The organism is Lactococcus sp. FSL W8-0209 (assembly GCF_038006585.1).
Classification (GTDB): Bacteria; Bacillota; Bacilli; order Lactobacillales; family Streptococcaceae; genus Lactococcus; species Lactococcus lactis.
Genome location: NZ_JBBOVN010000001.1, coordinates 325,876 through 341,698, shown reverse-complemented (window position 1 = coordinate 341,698; position 15,823 = coordinate 325,876). Strand labels below are relative to the sequence as shown.

At 37.7% G+C, this 15,823-nt stretch carries 16 protein-coding genes; 11 read left to right on the top strand and 5 right to left on the bottom strand.

From position 1 onward, the window contains the following. The first annotated feature begins 45 nt into the window (after positions 1 to 45). The 6 genes from MKX45_RS01735 to MKX45_RS01710 all read left to right on the top strand — a co-directional run bounded on the left by MKX45_RS01735 (position 46) and on the right by MKX45_RS01710 (position 4,575). On the top strand, positions 46 to 519 hold the full coding sequence (locus tag MKX45_RS01735) for a hypothetical protein (protein WP_340816737.1): 474 nt from the start codon (positions 46 to 48) through the stop codon (positions 517 to 519). Then, positions 506 to 1,312, top strand: coding sequence for a type IV secretory system conjugative DNA transfer family protein (locus MKX45_RS01730; protein WP_196498117.1), 807 nt, complete (start codon positions 506 to 508; stop codon positions 1,310 to 1,312). Before MKX45_RS01735 ends, MKX45_RS01730 begins: the two co-directional genes overlap by 14 nt. A 147-nt stretch (positions 1,313 to 1,459) precedes the next feature. After that, complete coding sequence (locus MKX45_RS01725; RefSeq protein WP_196498116.1) at positions 1,460 to 1,672, top strand: hypothetical protein; 213 nt, start codon at positions 1,460 to 1,462, stop codon at positions 1,670 to 1,672. Positions 1,673 to 2,013: 341 nt separating this feature from the next. Further along, positions 2,014 to 2,925, top strand: coding sequence for a rolling circle replication-associated protein (locus MKX45_RS01720; RefSeq protein WP_340816736.1), 912 nt, complete (start codon positions 2,014 to 2,016; stop codon positions 2,923 to 2,925). A gap of 51 nt (positions 2,926 to 2,976) precedes the next feature. Continuing rightward, positions 2,977 to 3,222, top strand: coding sequence for a hypothetical protein (locus tag MKX45_RS01715; protein ID WP_340816735.1), 246 nt, complete (start codon positions 2,977 to 2,979; stop codon positions 3,220 to 3,222). 87 nt (positions 3,223 to 3,309) lie between these two features. Continuing rightward, entirely contained in the window at positions 3,310 to 4,575 is a 1,266-nt protein-coding gene (locus MKX45_RS01710) for a tyrosine-type recombinase/integrase (protein ID WP_336253721.1), read from the top strand. A gap of 209 nt (positions 4,576 to 4,784) precedes the next feature. On the opposite strand, the gene MKX45_RS01705 is transcribed toward MKX45_RS01710, so the two are convergent. The 5 genes from MKX45_RS01705 to MKX45_RS01685 all read right to left on the bottom strand — a co-directional run bounded on the left by MKX45_RS01705 (position 4,785) and on the right by MKX45_RS01685 (position 8,049). Continuing rightward, a complete protein-coding gene (locus tag MKX45_RS01705) occupies positions 4,785 to 5,375 on the bottom strand; it encodes a flavin reductase family protein (RefSeq protein WP_003132255.1) in 591 nt (196 codons plus the stop codon). Between the two features lie 10 nt (positions 5,376 to 5,385). Then, on the bottom strand, positions 5,386 to 6,555 hold the full coding sequence (locus tag MKX45_RS01700) for a ring-cleaving dioxygenase (protein ID WP_057719864.1): 1,170 nt from the start codon (positions 6,553 to 6,555) through the stop codon (positions 5,386 to 5,388). 50 nt (positions 6,556 to 6,605) lie between these two features. After that, complete coding sequence (locus tag MKX45_RS01695; protein ID WP_340816734.1) at positions 6,606 to 7,226, bottom strand: alpha/beta hydrolase; 621 nt, start codon at positions 7,224 to 7,226, stop codon at positions 6,606 to 6,608. 30 nt (positions 7,227 to 7,256) lie between these two features. Beyond that, a complete protein-coding gene (locus MKX45_RS01690) occupies positions 7,257 to 7,454 on the bottom strand; it encodes a hypothetical protein (protein WP_057719866.1) in 198 nt (65 codons plus the stop codon). A gap of 127 nt (positions 7,455 to 7,581) precedes the next feature. Further along, positions 7,582 to 8,049 (bottom strand): universal stress protein, encoded by a 468-nt coding sequence (locus MKX45_RS01685; RefSeq protein ID WP_010905090.1) that lies wholly within the window; start codon positions 8,047 to 8,049, stop codon positions 7,582 to 7,584. A gap of 400 nt (positions 8,050 to 8,449) precedes the next feature. Between MKX45_RS01685 and MKX45_RS01680 the strand changes: the two genes are divergently transcribed. From MKX45_RS01680 to plsX, 5 genes are all read left to right on the top strand, one after another. Further along, positions 8,450 to 9,283 carry an SDR family NAD(P)-dependent oxidoreductase gene (locus tag MKX45_RS01680; RefSeq protein ID WP_057719868.1) on the top strand — a complete coding sequence of 278 codons (834 nt, stop codon included), beginning with the start codon at positions 8,450 to 8,452 and terminating at the stop codon, positions 9,281 to 9,283. A gap of 224 nt (positions 9,284 to 9,507) precedes the next feature. After that, entirely contained in the window at positions 9,508 to 10,788 is a 1,281-nt protein-coding gene (locus MKX45_RS01675) for an O-acetylhomoserine aminocarboxypropyltransferase/cysteine synthase family protein (RefSeq protein WP_128267423.1), read from the top strand. Between the two features lie 1,126 nt (positions 10,789 to 11,914). After that, complete coding sequence (locus tag MKX45_RS01670; RefSeq protein WP_014570333.1) at positions 11,915 to 13,552, top strand: ABC-F family ATP-binding cassette domain-containing protein; 1,638 nt, start codon at positions 11,915 to 11,917, stop codon at positions 13,550 to 13,552. A gap of 125 nt (positions 13,553 to 13,677) precedes the next feature. Then, positions 13,678 to 14,490 carry a Cof-type HAD-IIB family hydrolase gene (locus MKX45_RS01665; protein WP_340816733.1) on the top strand — a complete coding sequence of 271 codons (813 nt, stop codon included), beginning with the start codon at positions 13,678 to 13,680 and terminating at the stop codon, positions 14,488 to 14,490. Between the two features lie 102 nt (positions 14,491 to 14,592). Beyond that, positions 14,593 to 15,588 (top strand): phosphate acyltransferase PlsX, encoded by a 996-nt coding sequence (gene plsX, locus MKX45_RS01660; RefSeq protein WP_017863956.1) that lies wholly within the window; start codon positions 14,593 to 14,595, stop codon positions 15,586 to 15,588. The last annotated feature ends 235 nt before the right edge of the window (positions 15,589 to 15,823 follow it).

Sequence of the window (15,823 nt, the reverse complement as noted above, 5' to 3'; positions counted from 1 at the left end):
ACAAAACACACCAAGCAGCTCGTCATCTTTTTATGCATACTACTTTTGTCAGGATTCTTTGGCTTTAGAATTGCTACATGGCTGGGTGGAAATAATAAAGCCGCCATTAATATTTTCATATTATGGATAGCTTTAACAGCTGGTAGCTTGCTTTTTTTGCTCATTCGTGAGCTCGTAAATATTCCTTTGAATAAGACGAGGTCATGTTTACAGACACTTGCAGAACGTTCAGGAATGCTCAAACAAGACCAAGACGACAAGCACACGACCATTACCGCTAAATTCAAGGTGTGGCGTGAAAATGGACTTGATTGGATTGAATACTTTCCTCGTGCCTCAAAAGTTGTGAGTTATGATGAACTCCCTAATCTTCTTATCGAAGTTTTCGAGGAAATAAGCGGCAAGCCATGGATTTTAGTAAAAGCTCAGCCGACGAGAACTTCGCTCATTATGAGCTTCCAACACGAAGAAGACACCCGCCTTACAATGCATGGAGCAGATGAATATGCCAAGAATTAAACTGACTTCACAAATCGCATTAAATCTTAGCGGTACGTCATCTAACTTACTGGTAGTAGGTCCGACAGGCTCAGGCAAGACATTTCTGCTTTGTCATCTGCTATTGAGCTTATACGGTCAGAGGTGCGTCGTTTATGTCGTAGATTTCAAACAAGGCGATTTCTATGGTGTTGTCCGCTGGCACACCAAGGACGGAGCAGATTACTGTGCAAGCACTGCCGACGAATTCGAGGAAATTCTTGACCTGATACGGGATACGCTCCGCATACGCTTTCAAAAGCTTGCCAGTCCTAACACCACCTTTGGTCGTGTTGCGACTGACCTCGTGGACGATTGGCGCCCTGTCTATCTCTTTGTAGATGAGTATTCTGCCGCACTCGCTCCGCTGCTTACCAATAAAGAAACCAAGTCACAGGCTAATCGTATAAATGCCAAAATGCTTGAAATCATTCAGCTCATTCGTCAAGCTGGCGGTGGAGTGATTTTGTCCTTTCAAAAAATGGCAGCGGATATTCTACCTACTGCGATTACTGATAACATGGCAAAAATCGGGCTGGGCAACCTATCTACACAATCAAAGGTGCAGCTTTTTGGCAAAGCTACGAACTTGCCTATCATCGACCTCTCACAACAAGGGGTAGGATATCTGCAACGTCCCGAAGACCCAATTCCACTGCCATTTCAAGCACCGCAGCTACACGCTGACAAAATCCAAGAAATCGCCGAAACGCTCACAGGTTTTAATAGTATTGATGAAGATGTCAGCATTGAGCACGATGGTGAAGAAATCTAAACCGCACCGCTTGACGGTGCAAGAGCCGTGCAGACGGCTCAGTTAAACGTCTGCTTACTCTAGCGTATCACTTAATTGTGGTACGTCTGAGCAAGCTGATGTTAGCACAACAACACCAGTTATCTTAATTGAAAGGATTTTTAACACATGGAAAATCAGGTTTTATGGAAGTTCTCGATTGCTTACTACAAAGGCACAGGACGAACGGTCATTGCTACGGCTGATGAAAATGGTCTGCGAAAGCTCCGAGGCTATCACAGCAAAGGCTATGTTACTGAGCCCGTGCATCAAGGCAACGTTTGGACAGCTGAAGTCGTTGATGAGAAATTTCTCACGTTCTCGTTCAAGCCCAAACGGTAAAGGTGCGGGTCAAAATTCAAGTCTTTGCGTAACGCCTCGTGATTTTGGCGGATGGCTTGACGTATAACTGCCACGGGCTCATATAGCACGGCGACCAAGTCGTGCGTCAAAGAGCCCACGGCATACAGTACAATAAGCCGCACGACTTATCACACGAGGCGAAAACGTAAAGACCACAAAATTCTGACCCGTGCCATTGCCGTGAGGCAGAACGGGAAACTATACCGTTTTATGTGAGCCGCTACTTGACAAAAGGCTCATACTTACCTCACTTTATAAGGCAACCTAAAAATTCAACCCTACAAAATCACGTTTTAAAGAAAAAATGGAGGCGGGGAGATATGGCAGATTTAATAAATTACAATACAAAAATTACAAGTTACCCTAACGGCTACCGTGAAATTATCCGCAAAAAGTCGGGCATGGTAAAAATGAAAGAAGGCTTTACAATGACCGATAAAGAAGTTGAAGCACGTATAGCAGCAGCACAACGACCAGTAACCCAGTCCGAGCAGGAAGAACGAACAGCAAAGCAAGAATTTCGTATTAAGCGGAAAATCCGCCAGTTAATACTTGCAAATCCATTTGATTACTTCTGTACGCTGACCTTGAATCCCGAGAAAGTCAACAGTTTGGATTACGAAGCCTCAAAAAAACGCCTGCTCACGTGGTGTAAAAATCAGCGAGACCGAAAAGGGCGTTTTGATTGGCTCTTTGTCCCTGAGTTCCACAAATCGGGACGTGTTCATTTTCATGGTGTAATTGGTAACTCACAGCTGAACTTTAGCAAGGCAGCTAATCAAAAGACAGGTAAAAGCGTAATAAGGCAAGGAAGGCAAGTTTACAACCTGTTAGACTGGAAGAATGGCTTTAGTGATTGTGAGCGAATTGAAAACAAAGACAAGACGGCGTCTTATATGACAAAATATATCACTAAAGAGTTGATGAGCAACCCAAATATGGCAAATAAGCCCCGCTATTTTCGCAGTCAAGGACTTATTGAACCCGAAATGACTTTTACAGATACTGATGATGAACAATATTCAGGATTTGTCCCCAGCTTTGGACTAGTTGACCTTGATGAAAACGGAGACAGTTTTCTTGACCTCGCTATCTACAAACAGGAAATAGACAAAGCAACTGGCGAAATAATCGACTTGTCAGGCAATAGCCTGATCCGACTGAAAAACGACGATACAAAAACACCACCATCTGAAACTTTCGACGGCTCAGATGATGGCTTCTCTTTATGAGTAAGCGAATTGCTTACTACCCCAATTATAACATTTTACGAGGACTACAACATGGATTTAGAAACCCTTAACGCTCAGCTCACTATAATTATTGAGCTGATTAAGCAACAACAAAACAATCAACAAATTCTCGGTATCTTGACGCAAAAAGAGCTTTTGCAAAAACTGAATATCGCTCCTAACACACTGAAAAGCTGGGAGTCACTCGGATTACCTCGTCTAGAACCGCCAATAGAGGGAACTCGCACCGTATTCTATCAGATTTCTGATGTGATTGACTTCTTGAGTGGCAAATAATGGCAAAAAGATGGTAAAATATAAGTATCATAGAAAGGATGCCTATATTTTAGTATCTCAATCTTTCCAACGAAATGAGAACTAAAAATGAACATTGAAAAAATCGCCCGTAAGGGCAAACCAACGGTTGAAAAACGCACTAAGCAAGATGGCTCTATCAGTTATCGTTATACGGGATATTATCTCGGTATAGACGAACTGACGCGGAAGAAAGTGAACGCAACTATCACAGGGCAAACACTAAAAGAGCTTGACCGCAACATGATTAAAGCACGGCTTGACTTTGAAAGAAACGGACATACGAAAAAAGAGCAACTACAAATTACTCTTTTCTCAGAGCTCGCCGAAGAATGGTTTGTCAGCTATAAGCTGATAACTTCGTCGGAAAACACAAATAACCGTGTCCGTGGTTACCTTGATACTTACATTATACCACGTTTTGGCGATTACTTGCCTGACAAAATCAAGCCAATTGATGTGCAGAAATGGGTCAATGATTGTGCAGCTAAGGCTCGGCAAGTTGCCGCTGAGGGACGACGGGCTAAAAAGGGCGAAGCCAAAGACTTTGGAGCTGCTCTTTACAAACTGCGTGATATATTTGACTATGGTATCACAAATTTTGGGCTCGATAAAAACCCTGCGGCTACTGTGCAAGTGCCGCCAAAACCTAAAGAAAACAAGGTCAAAATCAAGGTATTACACGATGATGAGTTAAAAATCTGGCTTAAACATTTGTCAACTCTGCCGAACAACCAAGCAAACAGACGTTTCAAGCTCATTTGTGAAACATTGCTTGCGTCGGGTATTCGTATCAATGAACTTTTAGCTTTAACCATTGATGACCTGAACTTTGAGACTTCGGAGCTTGATATTAACAAGACTTTGATGTGGAAAGCAGCCGATAAAAAAACTGGTATTAAAGGAAAAGTCATCTGCAAGCCATCGCCAAAAAGCGACGCAGGCTGTAGAAAAGTTGACGTCCCCCCTAAAATTCTTGAACGGCTAAAGGCATGGTATGATGAGGTTTCGGAACGATTTGAAAAAATCGGGCTTGATAAACCCTCGCTTATCTTTCCAACTGTCTATGGTGCTTATATGTGCGACCGTAACGAACGGACGACCCTTAAAAAACAGCTTACTGCTTGCGGTCTTCCTCTCTATGGTTTCCACATCTTCCGACATACTCACGCCAGCTTACTCTTAAATGCAGGAACGAACTGGAAAGAGTTACAGGTAAGAATGGGGCATAAGAGCATTGCTACAACCATGGACTTATATGCAGAGCTTGCACCAAAGAAAAAAGCTGAGGCTGTGAATATCTATCTTGATAAGATAGATGAACTCACTGCTTAAAGTGCTTCATTACCATCATTATTACCATCTTTTTGATATAATAGAAGGTATGAAAGCTACAAATAGAGTAAAATCAATGCTTCTTACAACTAAAATACTGGCAACGGTAGTTTTTAAAGAAGTTAAATAATAAAAATGACCTTCGGGTTATTTTTTTATTTTTAAAGCAAACAAAAACTTACTGACCAATCATCAGTAAGTTTTTTTATTTATCTAGGTCGTAAAAGGCTGAATCGATTTCCTAAGGTACTGTAATCATCACCCGCTAAACGCCCAACTGGTTTGAGTTTATTTAGATTGACATGAAAGTTTTCCTCATCCAATAGTTCCTCTGCAAAAGAGAAATTGACAACTTCAAGAAGAACTAAATGCCCACTCTCTCCTAAAGGTAAATGATGATACAATTTAGTTTCTAAACGAACATTTGACTCCTTTAAACTTGGAACCTGAACTTTCTGAGAAGGGACAAGTTCAAGTGAAAATTCTTCCGCTTCACTAATATGCTCCGCTAATGGTGCTGCCGTTTGATTCATTAGCTCCACATTATCCTCATTCACAAGGTGAACCACTGCTTCTTTCGTCGTCAATAAATTATTCAAACTATCTTTATTTCCCGTAAACGAAATGGATAAAAGTGGTGGATTTGACGAAGCAACATTGAAAAAACTAAAGGGTGCCACATTAACTAGACCTTCGAGATTTTGACTGGTCACCCAAGCAATTGGGCGTGGAACAATACTGCCTGACAGAAGTTTATAGACTGTTTTTTCGTCGAGCTCATTTGCTTGATATGATTTCATCAGTTCTCCTTTATTGCACTGTTTCAGCCGGAGTTCCAGCTTTGTGTTCCAATACTTTTTCAACAGTCCATAGTTCATCTTTTGTGCGGTCACGATGAGCATCTGAAGTGTCCAATGGACGTAAACTTGCGGCTGTTCTCGCTTTAGTAGCTTCATCTCCGGGGAATAAATGAGGAGGTAAGCTCAAAGATAAACCTGATTCTTCCTTAGTTTGGTCAATCCAGAAACCAGAAGTAATTAAAGCTTCTTCATAAGAATCAACAGCTCCTAGACCTGATTTTGCCATGTCCAATGCCCCAATCCCTGGTGTGTAAGTCGCAATTTCAAAGAGAACTCCTGGTGCTACTCTGACATATTCACTTGAGAAATAGAAACGGTCAACCAAACCAGAATGTGGCAAACGGAAAGCCTTAATGCGTTCAATCCAATAGTTTAAAGTTTCAGGATTTGTTGTTCCCAGAGCTAAATGATGAATCGTACCATAACCTTGATAAGCGTAAGCTTCTTTTTCACCAGCTTCTTGAAGAATCAAAGCTGCTCCATTTCCACCATTCGCCACTTCAAAAAGATGTAAATCAGCTTCTTGCCCAGCGTAACGGAAGCCAAAAACTGTTTCCAAAATGGTCCGAAGATTTTCGGCATTTTCAACTTTTACAAAAACAGGGCCAAGTCCAGTAATTCCATGTTCTTGCGGAACATTGGAAAGTTGCCAAGAACGTCCTTTTGAATCATCCCCACTATTATTTTGGTCAGAAATCAATTGATACAATTGACCATCAAAATCTTCAAACTCTAAGGCTTTTTGACCAAATTTACTAGAAATTTCGCCATGTTTAACATGGGCATTGTCAAAACGACGAGTCCAATAATCTAAGGACGCATCTGTCGGTACACGAAATGAAGCACGTTCAATATTATTAACTCCATGATTTCCTTTAGGAATATCTTTGAAATCAAAGAAAGTCATATCAGCTCCATGCCCATCTTCTTCTGTGAAAAAGAGGTGATAAGTTTCATAGTCATCTTGATTGACTGTTAATTTTGCTAAACGCAGACCCAAGATATTTGTGAAAAAATCATAGATTTTTTGAGCACTTGAGGTGATTGCTGTTACGTGGTGAACACCACCAAGAGTAAGATTTTCAGGTATTTTTGTTTCAATTTTTGTTAATTCAGCCATTTGTTTTCTCCTATTTAGTTACTTTGCACTGAAACTTTTTCAATACAAAATTATTTTGTTTCTGTAAGCCATTTTTTAGCGGCTAAAACTTCCTCTTGCGTCAATTGATGACCAAGTGAACTTTCATATATTTCAAGCTGACAGCCTGAATCTTCCAAATCACCTTTTAAATCACCAAAGTTTTTCTGAGGAACAATCATATCATTTGGTGCATAGCTTAGAAAGACATGCTTATCATCAAGTTGAACGGTCTGTTCAAAGTCTTCCAATTGCATCCCATGAAAGGCAATAATTTTATCAAAATTTATTTTTCCTCTAAGAAACATATTCAAAGCTACATTTGCACCATTTGAATAACCGATAGCTATCATTTTATGGATGTCAAGGTCATGTTTTTCAGCCAACAAACTGACCTCATCCGTCAACCAGTCTGTTTCTTCATCTAAAGATTCAAGATCAAAATTTTCTTTAGTAAAACCACCTAAGCCTCGGAGTTTAAAATAACGATTGACTCCTTGCTCATTAATACGTCCACGAATTGACAAAATAGGATGTGAAGGGGCAATCATTTCAGCAATTTCTACTAATTGATGCTCATCTCCACCCGTGCTATGTAATAACAAAAGAGGTGCCAAATCTTTACGACCTGCCTTAAAAACATAATCTGTCATCTTTCCTCATCCATTCATGATTTCAGATTCTTATTTACTAAGTTTGAAATACAAATCAGCAACATTTCCACTAAATTCTTCAACTTGTCCAGAAATTACAACTTCAAGAACTTTCGCTGAATCATCAATTGCCGGAATTTCACGATTTTGTAGTGTTACGAATTCATCTAAACTAGCAAATTCTTTAGTCATTGTACGTCCATCAAGGGTTTTAAAAGTAACTTTCATTGTTCAATCCAACTCTCTCATTTCTATGTTTACAATTGTAAACGAAAAGAATTTCATTGTCAAGGAATTTATTTTTAAAATACAAAAAAATCGGCAAATGCTTGCCGATTCTTGAAATCTATCTAATTTATTTGATGATTGTTACACTACAAGGTGCATGTTTAACCACGTAAACTGCTGTAGAGCCAAGCAACATTCGGTCAAGAGCGCCTTTTCCTGAAGAGCCCATCACAATCATATCAATTTCATGTTCTTTAGCGAAATCGACAATTTCATTTTTGGCCGAACCGTCAACTCGAATTTCTTCAAATTTCACTTCATTATTGATAATTGCTAAAGCTTTGTCTAAAACTTCTTTAGCTTCATTATCTGCACTTTCTTCAAGTACGGGAACTGCTGGAACTACTGGAATAGCTGGTGCAGGAACCACAGGAACTGGGTTACCAGCTGCATAAATACTGTTTTTATCCGTCGCATGTAAAACGAATAATTGTGAGTTGTCTCTTTTAGCAAGGACAATAGCTTCTTTTAACGCTTCTTCTGCCTGCTCAGATCCATCAATTGCGACTAGGATTTTTTTATAATTTTTACTCATTGTAACCGTCCTCCTCACTACAATTTTACGTTATTTCAGATAGCAAGTCCAATTAAACGCTGTACGATTTATTCTATAAACCATTTATAAAAAATCAATTTCTTACTAAGAATGCTTCAAACTAGCATTATCACTCAATCATCAGGTCCTTATAGTTAGAATTGATTTATAGAAAAGGGATTCTAAAAATACAAAAACATTTTCTTTTTCATTTAAGTTTCATTTCAGCATTATAACGTATAATAGTTTCCATACTCCTAAATAAACTTTTTTCATAAATACTCCTAAAACTTCCGTTTACTCCGCGGAAGTTTTTTTAGTCTTTGATTTACTAAAGTGGTATAATTACTTTTAAAATCATGAAAACAAGATACAGACAAATTGAAAGGACTCTAAAGAGATGACACAAAAAATTGTTGCAATCACAGGTGCTTCAAATGGAATGGGGTTTGAGGCAGCAGAACTTTTTGCCAAACGTGGTTGGAAAGTTTACGCTGGTGCACGCCGCGTTGAAAAAATTCCACAATATGAGAACAACATCAAAGCACTAAAACTGGATGTTACTAGCTCTGAATCAAACCAAGCCTTTGTGAAACAAATTTTAGATGAGGCAGGTCATATTGACGTCCTCATCAATAATGCAGGTTATGGCGAATACGGACCAGCCGAAGAAATCCCAATGGATAAAATTCGCAATCAGTTTGAAACCAACTTCTTTGGTGCCGTTGAATTAACTCAACTTGTCTTACCAACAATGAGAGCTCAAAATTATGGACGAATTGTTAATATTTCATCAATTGGTGGAGATGTCTATATGCCACTTGGTGCTTATTATCATGCCACAAAAGCCGCCCTTCAACAATGGTCTGACGTTTTGGACCTCGAAGTTGCCCAATTTGGTATCCGTTCAGTTTGTGTTCAACCCGGTGGAACTCAGTCAAGTTGGGGAAATATTGCCCTAGAAAATTCTAAAAAGAATATGAGTTCAAACTCTGCTTACCAACCTTTGGTAAATTCTGTTGCTTCAGGACTTGACCGTTTTATGAAAAATAGTGCTAAAGCTTCTGATTTAGCTGAAGTTTTTTATAAAGCTGCGACAGAGATTAAACCGAGCCTTCGCTACCTCCACTCTTTCGGTGATAAATTCATGGTAAATGTTGCTCGTAAACATCCAAAAATCTTTCGTAAAGCTCTTCTTATTACAATGCGTTACTTTGAAAAGCACAATCAATAAAAATACAACCTTGAGTTGTATTTTTTTATTTCTACTTTTAAAAGTTCTATCAGCTCCATTAAAAAATCATATCGCTAGAATTTTCTGAATTTCTTATAATTATAATAAGTTTTATAGCTAAAGGAGAAAGCTATGGTTCAAGAATTGCTGACGAATAATCAACGAATGTGATTAACTACTATTTTTTATACTAACTAAAATTTTCAAAAATAGGAGAAAAAACTATGACTAATCACAATTATAAATTCGACACTTTGCAAGTCCATACAGGACAAGTCCCTGATCCTGTCACAGGTTCACGCGCCGTTCCCCTCTATCAAACAACTTCTTTCGTTTTTAACAATTCAGACCATGCCGAAGCTCGTTTTGCTTTACAAGATCCTGGAGCTATTTATTCACGTTTAGGAAATCCAACCAACGATGTTTTTGAAGCACGCATCGCAGCTCTTGAAGGTGGAAGTGCAGCCCTTGGTGTTGGTTCTGGCTCAGCAGCTATTACTTATGCCATCTTGAATATCGCTACAGTCGGTGATAATATTGTTTCCGCCAGTACCCTTTATGGTGGAACCTACCACCTTTTTTCTGGGACTTTACCAAAATATGGAATTACAACTAAATTTGTCAATCCAGATGACCCGAATAATTTTGAAGAGGCGATTGATGAAAAAACCAAAGCTATTTATTATGAAACTTTGGGCAATCCGGGAAATAATGTGATTGATTATGATGCCATTGGTCAAATTGCTAAAAAACATGGAATTCCCGTTATTGTTGATGCAACGTTTACTACCCCTGTGACCTTTAAACCATTTGAACATGGTGCTAATGTAATTGTTCATTCAGCAACGAAATTCATTGGTGGTCACGGTACTTCTATTGGTGGAGTCATCGTTGATGGCGGAAACTTTGATTGGGCAAATGGTAAATTTCCTGATTTTACACAAGCTGATGAAAGCTACAATGGGATTAAATTTGCCGAATTGGGTGAAATTGCTTTTGTGACTCGGATTAGAGCTATTTTATTACGTGATACGGGTGCGGCTTTATCGCCTTTTCATTCTTGGCTTTTCTTACAGGGGCTAGAAACACTCTCACTCCGGGTAGAACGTCACATCTCCAATACTAAAAAGATTGTAGAATTTTTAGACAATCATCCTAAGGTGGAACTTGTTAACCATCCTCTGCTTGAAAGTAATTCCTATCATGCGCTCTATCAGAAATATTATCCAAAAGATGCTGGATCTATCTTTACCTTTGAACTCAAAGACAAAGATGAGAAAAAAGCGCGTGATTTGATTGATCATCTTGAAATTTTCTCACTTCTAGCCAACGTTGGAGATACCAAATCATTGGCCATTCATCCTGCTTCGACCACTCACCAGCAGCTGAATGCCGAAGAACTTGCTAGTGCAGGGATTTCCAAAGGAACCATTCGATTATCGGTTGGTATTGAAGATGTAACTGACTTGATTGCTGATTTAGAGCAAACATTAGAAAAAATATAAAAAATGAGCGGTAACCAGCCGCTCATTCTTTTGTTTAGGAGTAAACTTTATGAAAAATTTTATTGGAATAAGTATATTATAGTCAACTTGACTTAAGTTTTACTAAAACTAGGCTAAAATGAAACTTGATTTATACTTGTATGCTAAACATACAAAAAATTTATCTTTGTGGTTTCTAGCATTGATTTAAAACTGTACAATCCTACTAACACATTTTACTTATCTAAGGAGAAACAATGTCATATACAGGTTACGAAAAAACTTTAGGTTAATCCGCGAACAAAAAGGATTGCCTTTGTCCTAATTTCAAAAAGTAGGAATCGACTTTTTGATATCAATGATTTAATTTTAAATACTCTTGGAGCAATATTGGCTTTAGTTTTTTAAACTTACTCAAATATTTTTTAGAAATTAGAAGTTGTTTTAGGAAGAATATTTGTTGGTGTTTCATAAAAAACAGCCTTATCCCCAGAAACATTTATGGAAGTTTGGCGAACGTTAGGATTTGGATTTATTAACAAGTCTATTAGGTAGTCTATTTTCAATTCTACTGTTTATTTATGTTGTAAATATTTCTGTAGATGCCAAAGAAAGTTAGGAGAAGGATAAAATATGAATAAAAACTATTTATAGGAGCCTTAATTTTTTAGTCCTAACATTATTTATTTGGGGATAGGAATTCCTGCCGTGCTTATCTTTAATCAGTTGGGATATTCTTCAAATGTTTTCATATCATTTATCGAATTTAATGGAATTGGTTTTGTGGCTTTAGCTATTTCAATTATTTTATTCCTTAAAAATAGCGATAAATAAAAAAATGAGCGGTAACCAGCCGCTCATTCTTTTATTTAGGAGTAAACTTTATGAAAAATTTTATTGGAATAAGTATATTATAGTCACCTTGACTTAAGTAATGCTAAAATTACGCTAAATTGAAACTAAACTTCATCTTTTTGTAAGAACATGAATGAAAATCTTGTCAAGATTTATAAAAAAGTGGGCTTTATAAAGTCCAAGATTTATGATAAAATAAGGGCAGAATGCTTATTTTTTAGCACAAAAGTAGTCAAACTACTTTATCGAAAAATATTTGAGAATTTTTCTCATCAATAAAAAAGGAAAATACATGCTTACAGTATCTGATATTTCATTACAATTCTCTGACCGCAAGCTTTTTGACGAAGTAAACATCAAGTTTACACCGGGAAACTGTTACGGTTTAATCGGTGCCAATGGTGCTGGTAAATCAACTTTCTTGAAAATCTTGGACGGTGAAATTCAACCAACAACAGGTCACATCTCAATGGGGCCAAACGAACGCATGTCTGTTCTTCGTCAAAATCATTACGATTACGAAGATCAAACACCACTTGATGTCGTGATGATGGGGAATGAAAAACTTTTCGCCATTAATCAAGAAAAAAATGCCATTTACATGAACCCTGATGCGACAGATGATGACTTCATGAAAGCTGCCGAACTTGAGGCAGAATTTGGTGAAATGGGTGGTTATGAAGCCGAAGCTGACGCTGCTCGTCTTTTGCAAAACCTCGGAATTAAAGCTGAACAACATACAGATTTGATGGCCAATTTGACTTCTGGCGAACACGTTAAAGTCCTTCTTGCTAAAGCACTTTTTGGTAAACCTGATGTGCTTCTTCTTGACGAACCGACCAATGGACTTGATATTCAAGCGATTGCTTGGCTTGAAGAATTTTTGATTAATTTTGAAAATACCGTTATCGTTGTTTCCCATGACCGTCACTTCTTGAACAATGTTTGTACTTACATGGCTGACCTTGACTATGGTAAAATCAAACTTTACCCAGGGAACTATGATTTCTGGAAAGAGTCTTCTGAACTTGCTCTTCGCTTGCAAGGTGACCAAAACCGTAAAGCTGAAGAAAAAATTGCCGAGTTGAAAGAGTTTATTGCTCGTTTCTCTGCTAATGCGTCTAAATCAAAACAAGCAACATCACGTAAGAAAATGCTTGATAAAATTGAAGTTGAAGAATTCGTTCCTTCATCACGCAAATATCCTTTTGTTGGTTTTGAACAAGAACGCGAAATCGGTAATGATTTACTTCGTGTAGAAAATCTTTCAGTTGCGATTGAAGGAGAAATGATTATCGAAAATATTTCATTCATCTTAAATCCTGGTGATAAGACCGTATTTATTGGTCAAAACGATATTCAACAAACAACGTTACTTCGTGCTTTAATGGATGATGTGGAAGATAATTGGACCGTAACTGGCGATATTAAATGGGGAGTTACATCTTCTCGTTCATATCTTCCAAAAGATAATACCAAAGATTTTGATACAAGTGATTCTATTCTTGACTGGTTGCGTCAATTTGTATTGACAAAAGAAGAAGATGATAATACTTATCTTCGCGGTTTCCTTGGACGTATGCTTTTCAAAGGTGAAGAATCTTTAAAAGCTGTCAATGTCCTCTCAGGGGGAGAAAAAGTTCGTGTCATGCTTTCTAAAATGATGCTTCAACGAGCTAATGTGCTTGTTCTTGATGACCCAACTAATCACTTGGATTTGGAATCTATTTCTGCACTTAATGATGGTTTGAAATCATTTAAAGGCTCAATCCTCTTTGCTTCACATGACCATGAATTCATTAATACTATTGCCAATCACATTGTTGTTCTTGGTAAATCTGGTGTCATTGACCGTATTGGTGAAACTTATGATGATTTCTTAGATAATGCAGAAGTCCAAGAAAAAGTAAAAGCACTCTGGGCCGATTAAATTTATTATTATTTAGTTCGTTTACACTGTTGTGTAAACCAAGTTTACAGTTCTGTCAGTAAAATTTACTGACAGAATTCATTTTCATCCACTGTTAGCGCTAACAGTGGACTGGGGGAGAAGTCATGAATCAAAATTTAAAACTTTTTGCGACAGATATGGACGGAACTTTTCTGCGCAATGACCATTCGTATAATCACAAAAAACTCGCTGAAGTAATTAAAAAAATTCAAGATAGAAATCTTCTTTTTGCTGCTTCTTCTGGACGTTCTTTACTTGGTTTGATTGAAGTTTTTTCAGAATATAAAGATCAAATGGCTTTTGTTGCTGAGAATGGTGGAGTTGTTGCTTATAAAGGAGAAATTCTCTTTGCAAAAGATTTGACTGTTGCTCAAACTCAAGAATTAATTGATGACTTGCAAGAGATGCCGTTTAGTCCCAAAAATGATTATTTAATTTCTGGCCTTAAAGGTGCTTATTATCCTGAAGGTATTTCTAAAGAATACCTTGCTCATGCAAAACTTTATTATCCTAACTGTCAACTTTACCATCGCTTAGATGAAATTGATGACAAATTGCTCAAGGTTACAACCAACTTCCCCGAAGACCACGTGCGTGACTGTGAACAATGGATTACAGACAGACTCTCTTTCGTAAGGGCAACAACAACTGGTTTTTCTAGTATTGACATCGTGCCAAATGGTATTTCTAAAGCTTCTGGTTTGGCACATTTGTTAGCACATTTTAACTGGCTCCCTGAAAATTTAGCTGTTTTTGGTGACCAAATGAATGATTTGGAAATGTTTGAATACGCTGGTTCTTCTTTTGCTGTCAGTAACGCAGCACCTGAAATTCTTGAACTAGCTGATAAAGTCATTCTTTCTAATGACGAAGATGCTGTACTGGTTGAGATTGAAAATATTTTAAATGAAGAATAATTTTATTCAATAGATTTCCTATTGTGAAAAAAAGTGACTATCTGGTCACTTTTTTTGTTATAATTTTAATGAGAGATTATTTGATTTGGAGAAAATAAAAATATGAAAATTGCAATTGATGCAATGGGAGGAGATTTTGCTCCCGAAAATATTGTCAAAGGTGTAAACTTGGCAAAGAAAGAACTTTCTGATGTTACCTTCCAACTCTACGGAGATGGGGCAAAAATTCGTCAATTTTTAGACGATGAAACAAATATTGAGATTGTTGAAACAACTGAAATCATTGATTTTCATGATGATCCAGTTGCTGCCATTAAATCAAAAAAAGACAGCTCACTTGTCCGAGCTGTGACTGCTGTGAAAAAAGGGGAGGCTGATGCGGTCTTGTCTGCCGGCTCAACTGGTGCACTTTTAACCGCCGGCTTACTTTTGGTTAAGAGAATTAAGCAAGTGTCACGTCCAGCCTTGATGTCAACCTTACCGACAGCTGATGGTCGCGGTTTTGATATGCTTGATTTGGGAGCAAATACTGAAAATACTGCCCATCATCTCGTTGATTTTGCCATTCTTGGTTCTTATTACGCTGAAAATGTTCGCGGCATCAATAAACCACGTGTTGCTTTGATTTCTAATGGTGCCGAAGAATCTAAAGGTTCGCCAACTGTCAAAGAAGCGCATGAAATTTTGTCAGCTATGTCTGAAATCAACTTCATCGGAAATATTGAATCTCGTGATTTACTTTCAGGTGGGGCTGATGTTGTAGTAACCGATGGTTTCACGGGAAACGCCATTTTAAAAGCGATTGAAGGAACAGCAACTGTTCTCATGAAAGAAATAAAATCAGCCATCATGGCTGGTAGTGTCACCACTAAAATCGGTGGGGCTCTAATTAAAAAACCTTTGTCTGGACTTAAAGATTTGATGAGTACAGATGGAGCTGGTGGAGCTGCTTTTGTTGGTCTTAAAGCACCTGTTGTTAAAGCTCACGGAAATTCAAGTGAGTTGGCGATTGCCTCTGCCTTGAAACAAATTCATAAAATGTTGGAATCAGATGTTTCTGGTAAATTAGTCGAACATTTTGAAAAAATGGACAAATAAAAAACTCGGGAAACCGAGTTTTTTTACTGACAGAATTGAGCTGTCAGTATTTTTTATCTACCATTTATACTTCGTACCGAAATAGTTAAAGATAATCATATCAACAACTAAAATTATAAGGAGACTCTTTTTTCAAAAAAATAGAATAAATAAACAAAATTACAAAGAGTGGAATAAAAATCCAAGCCCAAAAAACTTTTTTCTGATAAAACTTTTCGGGTAATGGTTTTCTCGA